General features: G+C 61.4%; 18 protein-coding genes. 9 read left to right on the top strand and 9 right to left on the bottom strand.

Annotated features, from left to right (window positions below; genetic code table 11):
- Nucleotides 1–63 precede the first annotated feature (63 nt).
- Together ACIBCN_RS20020 and ACIBCN_RS20015 are read right to left on the bottom strand one after the other, a co-directional pair.
- A complete protein-coding gene (locus tag ACIBCN_RS20020; protein WP_396993069.1) occupies nt 64–933 on the bottom strand; it encodes a hypothetical protein in 870 nt (289 codons plus the stop codon).
- A complete protein-coding gene (locus tag ACIBCN_RS20015; protein ID WP_396993068.1) occupies nt 867–3,002 on the bottom strand; it encodes a hypothetical protein in 2,136 nt (711 codons plus the stop codon). Before ACIBCN_RS20015 ends, ACIBCN_RS20020 begins: the two co-directional genes overlap by 67 nt.
- Here ACIBCN_RS20015 and ACIBCN_RS20010 point away from each other — a divergent pair.
- From ACIBCN_RS20010 to ACIBCN_RS19990, 5 genes are all read left to right on the top strand, one after another.
- Nucleotides 2,989–3,282, top strand: coding sequence for a hypothetical protein (locus ACIBCN_RS20010; protein ID WP_396993067.1), 294 nt, complete (start codon nt 2,989–2,991; stop codon nt 3,280–3,282). The genes ACIBCN_RS20015 and ACIBCN_RS20010 overlap by 14 nt on opposite strands.
- A 96-nt stretch (nt 3,283–3,378) precedes the next feature.
- A complete protein-coding gene (locus ACIBCN_RS20005; protein WP_396993066.1) occupies nt 3,379–3,588 on the top strand; it encodes a hypothetical protein in 210 nt (69 codons plus the stop codon).
- 708 nt (nt 3,589–4,296) lie between these two features.
- Nucleotides 4,297–4,542 (top strand): transposase, encoded by a 246-nt coding sequence (locus tag ACIBCN_RS20000; RefSeq protein ID WP_396993065.1) that lies wholly within the window; start codon nt 4,297–4,299, stop codon nt 4,540–4,542.
- Between the two features lie 76 nt (nt 4,543–4,618).
- The gene (locus tag ACIBCN_RS19995; RefSeq protein WP_396993064.1) at nt 4,619–5,530 is read left to right on the top strand and encodes an IS3 family transposase; all 912 of its coding nucleotides are present in this window, start codon (nt 4,619–4,621) and stop codon (nt 5,528–5,530) included.
- A 597-nt stretch (nt 5,531–6,127) separates the two neighbouring features.
- Entirely contained in the window at nt 6,128–6,610 is a 483-nt protein-coding gene (locus ACIBCN_RS19990) for a helix-turn-helix domain-containing protein (protein ID WP_396993063.1), read from the top strand.
- 3 nt (nt 6,611–6,613) lie between these two features.
- Here ACIBCN_RS19990 and ACIBCN_RS19985 read toward each other — a convergent pair whose 3' ends face one another.
- The 4 genes from ACIBCN_RS19985 to ACIBCN_RS19970 all read right to left on the bottom strand — a co-directional run bounded on the left by ACIBCN_RS19985 (nt 6,614) and on the right by ACIBCN_RS19970 (nt 10,031).
- On the bottom strand, nt 6,614–6,856 hold the full coding sequence (locus ACIBCN_RS19985) for a hypothetical protein (RefSeq protein ID WP_396993062.1): 243 nt from the start codon (nt 6,854–6,856) through the stop codon (nt 6,614–6,616).
- A 166-nt stretch (nt 6,857–7,022) separates the two neighbouring features.
- The gene (locus ACIBCN_RS19980; RefSeq protein WP_396993061.1) at nt 7,023–7,640 is read right to left on the bottom strand and encodes a hypothetical protein; all 618 of its coding nucleotides are present in this window, start codon (nt 7,638–7,640) and stop codon (nt 7,023–7,025) included.
- Between the two features lie 58 nt (nt 7,641–7,698).
- A complete protein-coding gene (locus ACIBCN_RS19975; RefSeq protein WP_396993060.1) occupies nt 7,699–8,598 on the bottom strand; it encodes a phosphotransferase family protein in 900 nt (299 codons plus the stop codon).
- Entirely contained in the window at nt 8,595–10,031 is a 1,437-nt protein-coding gene (locus tag ACIBCN_RS19970; protein WP_396993059.1) for an XRE family transcriptional regulator, read from the bottom strand. The genes ACIBCN_RS19975 and ACIBCN_RS19970 overlap by 4 nt, the downstream gene beginning before the upstream one ends.
- A 194-nt stretch (nt 10,032–10,225) precedes the next feature.
- Between ACIBCN_RS19970 and ACIBCN_RS19965 the strand changes: the two genes are divergently transcribed.
- The 3 genes from ACIBCN_RS19965 to ACIBCN_RS19955 are packed head-to-tail and all read left to right on the top strand — an operon-like array spanning nt 10,226 to nt 12,707.
- Nucleotides 10,226–10,909: a hypothetical protein gene (locus ACIBCN_RS19965; RefSeq protein ID WP_396993058.1), complete on the top strand. Its 684-nt coding sequence runs from the start codon at nt 10,226–10,228 to the stop codon at nt 10,907–10,909.
- Nucleotides 10,906–12,045, top strand: a complete 1,140-nt coding sequence (locus tag ACIBCN_RS19960; RefSeq protein ID WP_396993057.1) for a radical SAM protein — start codon at nt 10,906–10,908, stop codon at nt 12,043–12,045. The genes ACIBCN_RS19965 and ACIBCN_RS19960 overlap by 4 nt, the downstream gene beginning before the upstream one ends.
- Before the next feature lie 8 nt (nt 12,046–12,053).
- Nucleotides 12,054–12,707, top strand: a complete 654-nt coding sequence (locus ACIBCN_RS19955; RefSeq protein ID WP_396993056.1) for a hypothetical protein — start codon at nt 12,054–12,056, stop codon at nt 12,705–12,707.
- A gap of 65 nt (nt 12,708–12,772) precedes the next feature.
- Here ACIBCN_RS19955 and ACIBCN_RS19950 read toward each other — a convergent pair whose 3' ends face one another.
- The 3 genes from ACIBCN_RS19950 to ACIBCN_RS19940 all read right to left on the bottom strand — a co-directional run bounded on the left by ACIBCN_RS19950 (nt 12,773) and on the right by ACIBCN_RS19940 (nt 14,447).
- Nucleotides 12,773–12,904, bottom strand: coding sequence for a hypothetical protein (locus ACIBCN_RS19950; RefSeq protein WP_396993055.1), 132 nt, complete (start codon nt 12,902–12,904; stop codon nt 12,773–12,775).
- Between the two features lie 105 nt (nt 12,905–13,009).
- A complete protein-coding gene (locus ACIBCN_RS19945) occupies nt 13,010–13,975 on the bottom strand; it encodes a carbohydrate kinase family protein (protein ID WP_396993054.1) in 966 nt (321 codons plus the stop codon).
- A gap of 4 nt (nt 13,976–13,979) precedes the next feature.
- Entirely contained in the window at nt 13,980–14,447 is a 468-nt protein-coding gene (locus ACIBCN_RS19940; RefSeq protein ID WP_396993053.1) for an NUDIX domain-containing protein, read from the bottom strand.
- A 325-nt stretch (nt 14,448–14,772) separates the two neighbouring features.
- Between ACIBCN_RS19940 and ACIBCN_RS19935 the strand changes: the two genes are divergently transcribed.
- On the top strand, nt 14,773–14,985 hold the full coding sequence (locus ACIBCN_RS19935; RefSeq protein ID WP_396993052.1) for a hypothetical protein: 213 nt from the start codon (nt 14,773–14,775) through the stop codon (nt 14,983–14,985).
- Nucleotides 14,986–15,119: the final 134 nt, after the last annotated feature.

The raw sequence follows: 15,119 nt of genomic DNA, 5'->3' as shown, positions 1-15,119 counted from the left end.
TCCAGCAGGAGTTCGTCACATAGCCGTAGCAACGGACAACATACCGGCACGCTCAACTCGCGGCTAGTCAGCCCGCCTCGCCGTGATTTGTGCCGCCACGGCCCGCACCTGATCATCGCCGATGGTGCCGAGATACTCACCGAATGATCGGCTAGCCAGTGTCCCCCCATGCGACGCGATCGCGGCGAGGCGCATGAGAGTGCCAGGAGCAGTATCGATTCGGGCCAATTCGTAGCCGAGCTGAACAGTTGTCGACTCGTCCACGGTGATGAGGGAAACCACCAATTCCGACAGTTGGGCACCGAGGTCGAAGGGTTGCCGTTCGCCGTGAGTGAGCGCGGCGATTCCGCGCCGCACGGTCGCGGCGACGTCGTCACAGACTGCGATAGCGGTACTGTCGTCGATCGCTGCGGCGAGCTGCCAGTCGAAGTAGCAGCGGTCGGCGATCCCGACCAGTGCGCGTAACGCGGCCAATCGGTCGCCCTCGGTGGACTTTTCACGAGCGAAGTCTTTGCTGATCCGCACGGCGCCAGCAAGTTCGACGAACGTTTCATCCACGGAGTACCGGCGCTCGACAAGTTCGCCGTACCAGGCTGTCTCATCGCCGGCCTGTGCTGCCTCGACAATCGCACGGTAGCCAGCAGGTTCAGCCCACGAGGCCAGTGCACAGCACGCCAAGAAGCGATCGTAGGGCGGGTTCGACCCTGTTTCGAGAAATTCAGTAAGCGGAGCGACTCGTTGCTGATAGCGAGGGTCGTCGAGAGCCTCGAGGATGACATCGTCGGGATCCTCTACCGACGCGCCATCGAAATCAGTGAAGAGCAAGTCTTGAATCGACTTGTCCGGCATGGTTCCTCCCACAATCTTCAGTTCGGGGTGACATTGTATGGGCCGGTGATGAACTTCCGTGGCACCACACCCTTGATCAGCCACTCGCCGTCCCGACGGGTGTTGAGCATTGCCTGCACACGACCTACCAGGCGTTCGCGGTCCTTCCTGCTGATCACAACACCGTCGTCTGCGAGCCGTTGGACCTCGCCGGCCACAAATCTCTCGACGTCAGCGGGCGTGGCACTGACCGGCAGATTGACCTCGGTCTGATGTCCCTTGGTCAACCTGTTGATCTCCTGCTGCAGCGAAACCTGTACTTCTTTGGGCGAAAGTAACTGGACATCATTGGCTTTGCCGTTGTTGATGGCCTTTCGAAGTTTGCCAACATCGACGGCGATCTCTTGACTCCCGTAGACCTTTCCAGTGCCGTCCTTGACGCTGAATGAGGTAAACGGGCTGTCTTCTTTCGCGGCCCTGTTCTTACCACCCAGAATGTGCTGCCATGCTTCGGTATTGCCATTCTTGTTCGCAGGAACGAGGTTGCCGCCGCTATCGATGTACGACTTCTTTAGCGGGGTCCTTCCGAAATCATTCACCGTCGATGTGAAGTTGTTATCGTGGCGGACCAGCACCGGTACATCGTCGGCTCCACGGCCTAGGATGCGCCCCAGCTCGCCGAGGCGCTGCGCTGCGGCACCAATGACCTTCTGCAGGCCGGCGATTGCTGGGCGTCCGATGACGGCGGCGCCGGACAGTGCGGCACGTCCGACGCTCGCCGCACCGGACAGTGCCGCACTTCCGATGACTGCCGCACTGGACACTGTGGCTTTTCCGAAGGTCTCTGCTCCAGTGATCGCGGCCCGCCCAACAGTTGACGTACCGGACAGAACAGCGCGTCCGGCGAGGGCGGCGCGAGACAGGAGCGGAGCTATCGGGGGCACCGGGAGGAATATGGTGGCGAGGGTGACGACATCGACTGCGGCCCGGAACACTTCGCCGGCGGTGTGCTGTTTCTCTGGTGGTGGCTGGTAGGGGGCGAAGGTGAGGCCCTGTGGGGTGGCGACGGGGCGGGACAGGGCGATGAACGGTCCGACAACTTTCTCGCCGACGACGTCTCCAAGGACATTGATCGAATGCCTGGGTCCTTCGAAGGCGGGCCCCTTCTGGGGTGGTCCTGTGCTGATCCAGCCGGGAAGGTCGCCGGGTTGGCCGTCCCGGACTTGTTCGTCGGCGACGTTCACGACCCGGTAGTAGGTCCGAGGTTTGCCGTCAGGCCCGATCTCTACCCGCAGGGACGAGATGCCTTGCGCGCTCCAGTTCTTCGCGATGTTCTGCGAGCTGGCGAAGAACGTGATGACACCGTTGACGACCTGGTAGCTGCCCAGGTCGGTACCGTCGCTGTCGGTGTATCTTCCGCCGGTGATGGCACCGTCGCGGGTGGTGAAGTGTTGGGTCACCCCACCAGGCAAGGTCGTGAACCCCGGGCCGGGCTCCCACGGATCGCGCGGGATAACTTGCTCGGCTTCGGTTCTGTCGTTGCCCACGTAGCGGGTGTGGATCTTGTTGTCCACTCCCGCTGGGGTCTGCCAAAGGGTGCCGCTTTGTGTTTTGGTGGTGGTGAAGTCACCGATGCCGGTGGCCTGGGTGGTTTTGGTCCACGGCCGGTCCTGGCTGTCGGTGCCGTGTTCTTCGCGACCGGAGTCACCACCTTGGAAACGCAGATAGCGAGTATCCACACCGTCGACGGTGTCGGCATAAGCGGTGACACCGACGGTGTCATATGTGTCGACGCGCGGTGTTTGCTGCTCGGGTTCGGTGATCTCGGTGTGCGTCCAGGGACGGTCACCGCCATCGCTACCGCCACCTTCGGTGACCTCGATAACCCGGCCGTTGGACTGCAGGAATCGCCAATAGCGCTGCCCGAACTCATCGATACGTAGCGACCCTCGACTGCCGTTGCCGTCGATCCATTCCGCTGCCGCACCGCCACGCACGGGCAACTCCACACCGGTAGGCACGATCCGTTCGACTCGGCTGGTATCCAGATCGGCCTGGGTCGCTGCAGTCGGCGCTGCCTGCGAGACGCCGACTGTCGCCTCCGCGGTGACGCTGATGCCCGGCTTGTCAACGGGGGTCGTGGTTTCCGGCTTTGGTTTGTTGACCTCAGTCAACAGCCAAGACAGTGACCCGACCTCGGAGGCGGGGACAGGGGGCTGGCTTGGACCGGCGACGCCGAGCATCTGCTGGATCAACGGGTCGACCGGCTGGACCGTGTCGGTGACCGGTGCGGTTGCGGTCGGCGGTCTTGCGGCGGGCGGGGTCGTGGCGGGTGGGGTGGTGGCCGGCTCTGGGGTAGCGGGCGTTGCGGGAGCGGGTACCGCCGTAGTCGGTGAGGCTGTCTTCGTCGTATTCGCGGTGGTGTCGGGCTGGACCGGCGCCGGCGGCAACTGAGATTGACCGTTGGGATGCATCCGGTTCCACTCATCGAGGCGATCCTGGTTGTCCTGCGCCTGCTGTTCAGGCGACACCGGAGGAGCCCCCGGCCCGGTGACCGCGCTGACCGGCTTTATGACCGGCGAATCGTTCGGGGTGGTCGATGCAACCGAATCTGGCAGCTGCGGACCAGCGAGCACCGATCGTGGCGCGGAATCGTATGCCTGCACCAAGGTTTTGGCGTGCTCGGTCAAGCCACGACGTGCCTCGATCCGCTCGAGCATCCGCGCCGCAGAGTACGGATTCATCCCATCGAAGGTGTAGGCCCTGCCTCCGGCACCCTCGGATAGCCCATCGTCAGGCTCCGGGCTCGCCAACCGACCGGGAGTGAAGGGCGGGATGGGCGAATCCGCGGATCCCCGACGCCGACCGATCCAATCATCGCCGCTCATCCGAGCTCTCCCGCACGGAAACCGCCCGACCCCAACGTGTTTCCCACGTTAGGGATGGGGCTCCACAGTCGCTGACGCCTGATCGATAGCAGGGTCTGCGAGGATCGCATCAGCCCGGCCGGTAGGGCAGTTCCGGTCGCGATGCAGGGGTAGGTCATTTCATTACACCTCAGGAGATTGGGGCCCGGTCGATCCACGTCGAACCGGTGCGTGTTGCCGAATCACACACTGCGCGAACAGCACTCAGCATCGAAGCTCGCCATCTCGCCGTCGTTTCACGGCGCAGCGACAGGCATCTCCGATACGGAGCGGCGGCAGGAATATGGCAAACAGACAAGCCCCCGATCCAGGAAGAACGGATCAGGGGCTTCACATCGACAAATCGTCAAAAAGGTTTGGGAGAGAATAGATTCGCCACAGATCAGGGCGAGGACACAGCGATGCTGCTGCACGTGCGAAACTTCCTAGCACGAAACCGCAGGTAGACAACGACTCGACAACCCCGTCGGCTCACTGAGGTTCCCCCGGGTAGTGGACACCGATTTGACAGGACGGTTGGTCCTGTTGGAAGGATGTCTTTATGCCTCCTCGCAAGCGTCGGTCGTTCACGGCCGAGTACAAGGTCGAGGCTGCACATCGTGTGATCGATTCCGGTCGCACGATCGCCGAAGTTGCCCGCGAGCTGGGTCTCAACGATGGTTTGCTGAACAATTGGGTGAAAGACGAGCGGCGCGGGATCGGCGCGGCGAGGTGCATGGCGAGAAGCCCCTCGATGCCGCCGAGAGGGCCGAATTGCTCAGGCTCCGAAGGCAAGTCAGCGAGCTGAAGAAAGATAACGCTTTCCTCTCAAAAGCTTCGGCGTACTTTGCCGCGATGCAGAAGAACCGGCCCTGTTCGATCTGATGGTGAAGTACGCCGGCCCCGACGACATCGCCGGTTCGGCTGAAGGACAACGATTCTCGATCACTCGGATGGCGAGGTTGCTGAAAGTATCGACTTCGGGCTACTACCTGCACGTGAAGCGCAGGGCGACAACGGTTCTCACGCCACGACAGCAGCGGCGTGCGGACTTGACGCTGAAGATCGTGGATGTGCACGCCGAGTCCGACGGCACCTACGGGTCCCCGCGGATCACCGACGAGTTGCGTGAGCGCGGTGAGGTCGTGAACTACAAGACCGTCGCGAAGATCATGGCCGGGATCGGAATCGAGGGCATCAGCCCGCGCACGTTCAAAGTCCGTACGACGGTGGCCGATCCGGAAGCGTCGTTCCCGCCGGATCTGGTGTCGCGCGTGTTCGATCAGGGTCGCCCGGACGCGGTGTGGACAACCGATTTCACGTACTTGACCTGCGGTGAGGGCGATATGTATTTGTGCGCGATCCGGGACGGACACACCCGGCGGGTACTCGGGCACGCCGTCGCCGACCATATCGGCGCCGACGTGGTCGAGACCGCGATCGAGCAGGCCGTCGCCGTGCGCGGTGGCGGCGTGGGCGGCACGATCCTGCATTCGGACCGTGGCGGCGAGTTCACCGCGGGTCTGACCGTGAGGGCCTGCGCCCGCCACGGTCTGCGCCGGTCGATGGGTGCTACTGGCATATGTTGGGACAACAGCCCCGCCGAATCGCTGTGGTCAACCTTCAAGCCCGAGTTCTACTACCGTCACACCTTCACCAGGAAGGCCGAACTCGTTGCCGCAGTTGACAAATGGATCGACCGCTACAACACTAGCAGGAGGCATTCCGCCATCGGCGGCATCAGCCCTCTCCGTTACGAACGGTCTCTCCTGACAGTCGCAGCGAACGCTGTGTAACCATCTGTCCACCGCTCGGGGGGAACCTCACACTCCATTCCTGAGGGCGTGTCAACTTCTCGCCGCCGTCACAGATTTTGCACCCTTTGCCTCGACCGGAAGTGTCGGAGGCCAGGGACTGCAAGACCGTCACGCGCGACGCTAACGACCCACGGGTCGCACCAAAACCAACCAGTCTCTATGGCCAGGCGAAAGTGATGATCAATTGGAGGTAGGGTCCTCAACGTCAGCGCATGCCTCGTGGGCGCGGGGCGGCCAGCCCTCGATGCCATCGCGGCGTACGAACTCGACCAGCCCCGACGGCGGCTGGTGTCCGATGCGCATCAGGTCGCGGGCATAGGCGTGGATGGGCCTGGAGTGCAGACCTGTACGCGCGTCAGTAGCTCGGCTTCGTCCAAGGCGGCCCATCCAGGGTTGGCCTACAGCTCAACACCCGACTCCACCAACCCGCCGCCACAGTGACTCCCTCTGGAATCGCAGCGGCGCACCCCACGCCTAGGGCGATCTCGCGCAAGGGGCTGATCGCCGCGAAGATGGCGTCAGCGCCGCTGCTGGACGGTTCGAGTAAAGGAAATTAGGTATCAAACACTACAAACGGTGCAGGTCAAAGACCTGCACCGTTCGATAGTCGTGGGCCGTGTTTCGGCGTATTCGAAACAGGTGGCCAGGTACCCCTTGCACCAGGTCATCGAACGAGTGGAAGCAACACCGAAGCGCCTACCAGCGAAAACGGCGGCATCAGCTCGTATCCATCGCCTTGACCGACGCCTCTCCCCTGACACGATCGCGGAGTTGGTTGCCGCCTACCGTAGCGGCACATCAACCCCGAAGCTGCGCAAGCAGTACCAGCTGTCCAAAGGCGGCGTTTTGAAGCTGCTGGCCGACCACGGCGTCACGATGCGCAACCAGCCGCTAACGGAGGAGCAGACGGATCAGGCGGTCGGGTTGTACGAACAGGGGCAGTCGCTCGTCACGATTGCCGAGCAGCTTGACAGTGGCGCAACTGCGGTTCGGACAGCGCTCAAAGCTCGCGGGGTGGTGATGCGTCCAGCCGGCGGGTCAAAACCCGGACGGGGATGAGATTCAAGCATCATGCTGCAAGGTCAGGCCAACATGATCGGCCACCTCGTGATGCCAGCGTTCGTGACGGTCGAGCTGCACCGTAATGGCAGCATACTCGGTGGACTGATCGTCAATAGCGGCGGCAATACCGTCGAACCGACGGTTCATTTCATCGGCGTTAGCTTTTGCTGCAAGATCAACCTCGATCTTGTCGAAGCGTTTTTCCATATAGTTGAATAGTTTGGCGAATTCGTCTTGGCTCATGCTGTCTCTATTTTAGTTTCAATTGGAGGATATTGCAATATGGTCGAAGCGCAGCCGCGAACCAAACAAACGGATAACATCTACTAAGATGCCGGAAAATACTGCGGAGGTGACGTAAGTATTGGTATCTTGTCAGTTGAAAGACATAGACTCCGTAAACGTTGGCCTAGAAGTACTCCCTTAGGTCGTTCCGACTAAGTTCACCTCTGGCGTCAATAAGTTTCTGTTGGGATATTTTCAATCCTCTCAGCTCCTGGACTACCGTTTTCAACTCCCCATCAATAATGCTCCTTGCAGCCCGCCAGCGCAGGTTGGCACTTGGTTCATCTGGCGCGATACTGCGTGATAGATAGGCTTCGACCTGGGCGACGGCGTCCTCACCAAATTCATACTTCAGTTCTCCAAGACGAATGAACCGCGCATAGAGCGGTTTTATATTGGGCGATTCGGCCCAGTCCGGCGTGCGTTTGGGATCTCTAGGTTCATATTGAGTGAAACCCTCGCTAACACGCTCGGGAGTTTCCCAATAAGCCGGAAGACACCGGATTTGAAAGTCGAGATTCCTCATTGCTTTAGGGTCGGACTGCCCGCCCTTTTGCCGAACGTGCTCAATCAGATTGAGAGCATCGAAGACTGCTTGACGAATAATTGGATTGAGCTGCTTCATCTGCTTATCGCTCAAGTGCTCGACATGAAAGTCTTCCATGGAGTTACGAACGACCATAGAGACGAGAAGGGTGTCTCGTTGCATCTGTGTGAGTGAATTGAAATCCTCGTACTTCATGCAGCGAGTTAATAACGTTCAGTTCTCAATGTCAATCTTTATGGCAGAATTCCGATCATCAATCGAGGGCTTTCCAGCCTCCCCACGGTCGCGGCCCCTGTTCGCCACGAATACAAGCCAGCCGATGAACAGCCTGCTCCCGATCAGCCGGATTCGTCGTGGCACTCTGTGCGGCCATCGTCGTCATCCGGAACTCCCGGATATCCCGCAGCAGCTCGAACCCTTGCCAGTCCGTGACGTCATACTCGTATACATCGCAGAACTCGTCGTACTGTTTCTCGCTGATCCAGCCGAACGACTTCCACTTGATTGCCGTATGTACCAGATCCCACTCCGGCGGACCAATCGAGGTGCGCTCCAGATCAAGCAGGATCACTTGGCCGTCATCGGTGGAGACGACGTTGCCAACCCAGGCATCGCCGTGGATCACGCACCACGGCAACCCTTTCGGAAGGTCGTCCCACCGCTGGCGCAGTTCCGCAAGGTGTTCCAGCATCCACCGACGATCGTCGGCGGTCAGAGTGGAGGCAGCCTCAATCCGTTCTTGAAGACGAACGAACGGCGCAACCTCTCCCAGTGTGAAATTGGCTGGCGGCCGCAGGCCATGAAGCTTCCGCAGCGCCGTAGCCACTTGCACGGGAGTTCCGTTTTCGTGAGGCGGCAACTCGCGCCAGAACGTCACCGAGCGACCGTCAATCTCAACCGGCTGTTCGGCCTCGGGCACGGTCTGCACCGCCTCCACGCCGGACGCTTCTAACCAGCGGGCAACCTGAACCTCACGGTGGGCAGCTGCCTGTTGTCCCGGCCGACTGATCCGAACCACTATGTCACCAGGCAATTTGTAGATGGCGTTTTCGCCAAGCCGCAGCAGTTCGGCGTCCGCAGCATCAAACCCGACGCGCGAGCATGCCCCTCGCAGGACCACTAGCATTTCGGCATCCGCCAGTTCAGCGGTCATACGCTCGCCAACGTCGTACCGATATGGACCTGAAGTTCCTCGACCTCTGTTGTCTTGTCGTGCGTTCCGGCCAACCGCGCCAACTCCCTAAGGTCGTCAGCAGCCCGCCGGGATCGGATGTGACCAGCATCAACCAGGGCGGCTGTACCGAGGGCCGCCGCCTCCTGCGGATCGCCAGTGGCCATGGTCAGCGAGGCCAACTTGATGCCGGATATGGCTTTGGAGCGAACAAACGCATCCGTGTGTCCTTCTACCGCCGCGCGCAGCCGGTTGCTGGCCTCGGTGGCAAACCGACCGCTCAATGCAAGATCGAACAGTGCGTGTCCGGTATCGCCGGAGTGCTGGGCTGCGTCGTAGTAGGCCATCCACGGCGGATCATTCGCAGGTGTGGCATGGGAAAATTCCTCATCAGCCTGGCCAACGGCTTTCAGCGCTTCTTCCACACGGTTCACTTTGGCAAGTGCGCGGGCTCTGGCGGAATGCAGCATGGCGCGTTCGGTGGCAGTCAGCCGATCCGATCGCACCATGGCCAGTTCAATGAAGGTCAGGCCATCGTCCGGATTGCTGCACCAGATCGCTTGGCGTGCCATCGACGAAAGCACCTTGCCACGGAGGTGCCAGTCTCCGGCCTCTTCGGCACAGGTCCAACCGAGCCGAAACATACTGCGCGCGTCGGCATGGGCATAAGCATCGAACGCCATGAAGCCTGCGGTGTGCCCGAGGAACCCAACGGCGCTCTGGAGATCGGCACGGTGCTTCTCCGAGCACCTGGCGTTGAGCAGGTTAACGGCGTACCGCAGCTGGGCACCAACAGCCTCACGGACCAGGCCGCCGCCGTAGGTGTGATCCCACGAGCTGAACTCGCGGGCCGTGGTGCGGATCTGTTCAATTTCGGTTGCACCGACCTGTGAGGGAATCGGCGTCGGCTGGATGGTGCTTAGCAGCTCGATCAGCGGTGCGGCGGCACCTGTCACCGTGACACCGAGAGCCGCGCGCAGAAAATCTTGGCGGTTCACGTCTTCGAGCGTAGCGCTGGAACCTGCAGGCAACTTGAACCACAGCAGTTCCCCAGGGATGCCGAGGATCTGTGCCCACCGGATCAACTTGGACAGCTGTTCGGGTGCCGCTCCTTTTTCGATCCGGCTTAGCTGCGCTTGGGTGAGGCCAAGCCAGTTGCCAACGATCTCCTGCGGCAACGCCTTCCCATGGTACGGATGTGTCCGGTAGGCGAAGATCACGCGACCCATGTGCCAGGTGCTAAGCGCATCGCGCATTTGGTCGACCTGCCAAAAGGCAGGCGGCACCAACGGCGGTTGCTGGATGTCGTCAGAAGAAGCTGATCCGCAAGGGCTGCACAAAGTTTCGGCGTTGTAGCGGTTGAGCCTGCTCCCGCAGCGGGCGCAGTAGCGCTGCATATCGGGTACGCGCGTCATAGTGGCCGTCCGAAACCGTTGTCTTGGGGGCGTCTTGACCCCCGTTTGCCCTGGTGGGACGACGTTACCACCGGCCGATTCCCCAAATATGCGTTTCATACATACCCCGCATACGCCGTGGTCGTGGTGGCGGTTGGCCGGAAAACCGATCCTGGCGACGGACACCACTGGGCCTCTACAGAAAGGGGTAGGTCATGGCGTTATCCCTCGTTGTCCCCATATTCGGCCCTCCGGCCGCTGGCAAAACGACACTCACCTTGCGCCTCGGTTCGGCACCGGGACGACGGATTTTCCGCCTGCGCGAGCACGTACCAACGGAGGTACTGGCTGCCACTGCCGCCAGCAGCGAACGGCTGGGGTGGATTGACGAGTTCACCGTGGCCGCTGCGCTGCATTCGTATTTTGAAGCGGCACAGGCTGATCCAGATGTTCGCACGGTGCTGCTGGACAATTTCCCCGGATCGGCCAGCCAGGTGGACCAACTGCTGACGACCCTGTCACCGCTGACGCCGCCTTGCTACATCGAAGCCATCGAGGTAGTGACCGACGCCAAAACGCTGAAGCAGCGGGCCAAAAACCGCAAAGTCTGCCACCGCTGCGAACGTGACCCGATCCACGATCCCCGGCTACCAGCCGTCCCCAGCAGCCAGGACCCCTGGCAATGCGCCTACTGCGGCGGCCTGCTGCATCCGAGGCGCGGTGACTCACCACGGTTGTTCAAAGCCCGGTTGCAGCGCTACCACCACACCGCAGCCGGAATCCGCGCCGGTTTCACCGACTCCGGCATCGCTGTCACCCAGCTCGACACCACCAACACCATCGACGGGGCGGCAAATCTGCTTGCCCCGCTTCTCATTTCACGGAGTGCATCGTTATGACCGCTGTTTCTCTCCCCACGCCACAACTCGGACGCGACGGCTACGGCCACGCGCGGATGCCACGCGGCGTTGCTGTTCCGGAGCCGGAACGGATCGACCGCGTGGCCTACGGCCGTTTTCGCAACGTCTACCTGTACATCACCGAAGCCTGCCAGCTGCGCTGCGAGCACTGCTACATGGGCGAACGGCTGGAACGGGCCATGAAGATGACGCTTCCCCAGATCGTGGACACGCTCGGCACCTGGCGCCGGCTGGGTGGCAGCAAATTGACGTTGCTGGGTGGTGAGCCGACGTTGCACCCGTACTACTGCGAGGCCGTCCGGATGAGCCGGAAGCTGGGGTACGAGCACGTCATCACCACGACGAACGCCCAGAAACCGGCGCTCAAGAAATTCCGGCAGTTGGAACCAGCCGATTTCGCCTACGTCCAGGTCAGTTTGGATGGTGGCAGCGTCGAGAGCCACGACGCCATCAGGGGCACGGGCACTTTCGATACTGCCCTCGAAACCACGGCGGAGCTGACCGGCCGCGGATTCGATACGCGCATCATCTGCACGGTCAACAAGCAAAATGAGGGTGATGTTCTCCAACTGCTGGCACTGGCCGACCAGCTGAACGTCAGCCTGGTGAAGTTTCACGTTTTCTCGACCATCGGCACCGGCCACGGCAATGCGGAGATGGCGATGACGCCACCGGAATGGGTGGAGTTCTGCGACAACTTGAGTTCGGTTGCGCCCGAGTACAAAACACGGGTCTGGTACCAGCCGACGTATGCCCGGCGCGATCAGATGGAGCGCTACGCCGCCGAGGGCTACCAGGGGTGCATCGGCCGCACACTGGATCGGATCTCGATCTTCCCGGATGGCCGGTGCTACGTCTGCTCGTACCTGTTCGACACCGAACTGAATTTTGCCCAGATGGTCGACGGCCAAGTTGAACTCAACCACGGCACCAACGAGTTCGATCTGTTCACCAGCGCACTGGCTGAAAGTTCCTGCGGCGGTTGCAAAGCCGGTGCCTGCATGGGCGGCTGCCCGGCCGAGGAATTGGTGATGGGCAAAGCCTCGTGCGACGCCTACGACGACATCGTGCCCGTCTGCCGGTTGTGGAAATCCAGCGCCAAGCCGGAAGAGTGAGAAACCCAATGGACGACATGAATCGTGTGCTCGGAGAACTGACCTGGCTGGACTGGGACGACATCGACGAAGTGGAAATGATGTGCCGCGCCGCCCTGGACGAACTGGCCCAGAATCCCGGTATCGTTCGCGCCCGCCTCGAAGAACTTCCCAACCGGCCCGAGCTGCTGAAGTTGTGCGAGCACTACGACATCCTGGACAAAATCGTGCTGGCCAGCGACGACAGAACCGGCGTCCGCATCCGCCTGCACGTCTTTCTGCCCGGCTATTTTGACCGGCCGCACAACCACCGCTGGTCCTACGCCAGCCGGATCTTGCGTGGCCACTACCGACATTATTTGTTCGGCAACGCCGAGCTGGACGAACAGGTTGATCCGGCAAAATTGCCGGTGCTGCAAGTCCGTGATGAGCCGGTTGGCACCAGTTACGCCTTGCATCACTCGATGGTGCATGCCGTTGTGGCCGAGCCGTTTTCGGTGTCACTCGTGATACGGGGACCAGCGGTGAAGGACCGCTTCCTGGTGATGGATCGGCACACCAACGAGGCGTGGTGGCAGTACGGAGCCAGGAACGAATCCGAGGCGGAAGCCACGAAGAAGCAGATGAGCCGGACGCGGTTCGCGGAAGTGACGGGCTGGCTGGAGGAGTGGGGGGTGTTCTAGTTTCCGTACCCAAACGCACCGATCCCCCGGCATCATGCCGGGGGATCGGTGCGTTTGGACTGGAGCTACTTCTTCTTGCCCTTGTTTCCCTTGGCTTGGGCCAAGTCGCTGGCCGCAACGCTCTTCTGCGCTTTGGTCGCATTCTTGTTGGCCAGCTGCTTGCTCGCGAGACTGGCATCCTTCTTGCTTGTCGCCACGGTGTGGTCCTTCCGGCCGGAACAGCATCCATTAGATACATGCATCCACCGGGGCAAACGCTCCCCGCGACGGGCACAAAACAACCCTACGCCGGGGCGCCGACATCAAACAGTGCGCAGTTTGCCCGCTGTCCACAACGGGGTCACAGAGGATCGGAATTGCTGGGCCGACACGATCACGGCCTCCATCTCATCGAGGCTAGGAAGGGGGTCGCCGTGAGGCCGAACGCACCGAAGTGCCCCACTGGCCGATCCGAGCTGCATGCTCCGGCGCATAGTCCATCCGGCTCGCACGCCGTAGAGCAGACCACCGGAAAATGCCGCGCCTGCACAGTGGGTATGTAGCACCTGTACCGGAAACGCTGGCACGGCAACTTGTTCCGTCCGGCTGACAGCGACGGCACCGAAGGCACCAGCGGTCACGATCACCCAGGCCGCGCCCGTTTCGGCCAACAAATGTTCAGCCAGTGCGGATGCTTCCCCGTGGTGAGCGTCGTCAACGTTGGTTTGGATCAGGAGGCGCGGATAGCCGGCCACGGCCGCTGCTACAGCCTCCGATAGTTCGGAGCCGCCCAGATTGAGTAACAAGGGCACCTCGGCGACGGCGCCGGCCGCGATCACACGCAGGGCTGCGGCCTCAATCAGTTCGTAGCAGTCCAGATAGATGAACGACGCACGAGAAACGGTGGAAAACTCGGCCTGCTCCAGGCTGGCGACCACGCCGGGCAGATGAGCGAACCATGTGCGTGTGTGGTCACCATCGGCAGCCACAACGATCCGCGGCGTAGTGACCTCTGACCGGATGGCGAACGCAGGTTCAACGTGACGCTGTTCCAGCCAGTCGTGCACGAACCCGCCGTGCTCATCGTCGCCAATGTCGTTGGAAATCAACAGGGTCGGTGCTCCCAACGAGGCAAGCACCGCCGCTGTCATCGGACCATCAGCCGCAACCGACCATTCGATACTTCGGACTTCTGCCCCGTGGTTGGCAAGCGGAAACTGGGGCACCGTCCACAGCTCCGCCAGCGCCAGGTAGCTGACGCACACCACCGGGCCGGACTGGAGCGTCATGGCTCTACCAGCCGTAAACCGAGAAGGCCGTGCCGCCTTGGATGTCCTTCATGGCCACCTGGCAGTAGTCGATCATGTGATCCGGCAAGGCGTCTGCGGCGAACCATTCCAAGGCGCTGCATTTTTCAGGTTCCAGGTTGGTCGGCTCGCCCTGCCAGGTGCGGACGGTGAAGAAAAACGCCATCCGGCCGCCCGAAGAGGAGTTGTGCATGATGTGGCTGAACTGCACGTCTTCCGGTTTGATCGAAACGCCAATCTCTTCCTCGGCCTCACGGATGAGGGCGTCGACAACCGATTCGTCGGCTTCCAGGTGGCCGGATGGCAGGTGCCACGCGCCATCCTCGTAGCCGGTGTTCTGACGCTGGCCGAACAGTACTTCGTTACCGCGACGCAGCAACAGGTGAACGTCGCCAGTTACCTTGTGCCGCTGCGGTTTCGCCCGCTGGCTGGGTGTGATTGTGGTGCTACTCATAAGTTGGTATGTCTCCTTCCATAGTGGTTGAACTGATTATTTGATTCGCCATAGCCCCTGTGCGCACCGAGCCTATGTCCCCGGCAGGTTGCCCGGTATACGCCGGACGTATATCGCCCAACGGGTCCGGGTATGGATCGGTCCCGGTTCCGGAATCACCCTCGATACCAGGCAATTCGGCCACCATGGCCGACTGACCGAACGGGAGTGATGGCATGCGGAACCTGATGTTTCTTGGCGTGGGCTGCGTCGTGGGTCTGTACGTCGGTGTGATTGTGGGGTTTGCCAGCGCGGTGAGCCGTGCGTTTCGGGGCTTCGAGGCCTTGTGACCACGGTGGCGACGGCACCAGCACCCAGGCAACCGCGACACATCCACATCGAATCCGGTGCCCTGAAGCTGGATTACCAGGCATCGGCCGAACAGGCCCAGAACGTTGCCGACGAATTGGCGCAGGGGTCACCGGAATTGGTGGTGACGGTCGATGACGACGTGAGCGAGGATCTGCCACCGTTGCCGTGTTCCCGGCTGTGGGAGTGACCAGCGCTTATGGTTGCAATCGCCTGGCCGCTAAGCCTGCTACTGGTCGCCGCTGTCATGTTCCGAATTGGTTGTTGGTGGAAGACAACCGAGTCCGACGGCCGCCACTCTGTTGGAGCCAAGCGGGCTCGTGA

Source organism: Nocardia sp. NPDC051052, assembly GCF_044456045.1.
Taxonomy (GTDB): domain Bacteria; phylum Actinomycetota; class Actinomycetes; order Mycobacteriales; family Mycobacteriaceae; genus Nocardia.
Note: the sequence above shows the minus strand (reverse complement) of the source record. Positions and strands in the feature narration are given on the sequence as shown.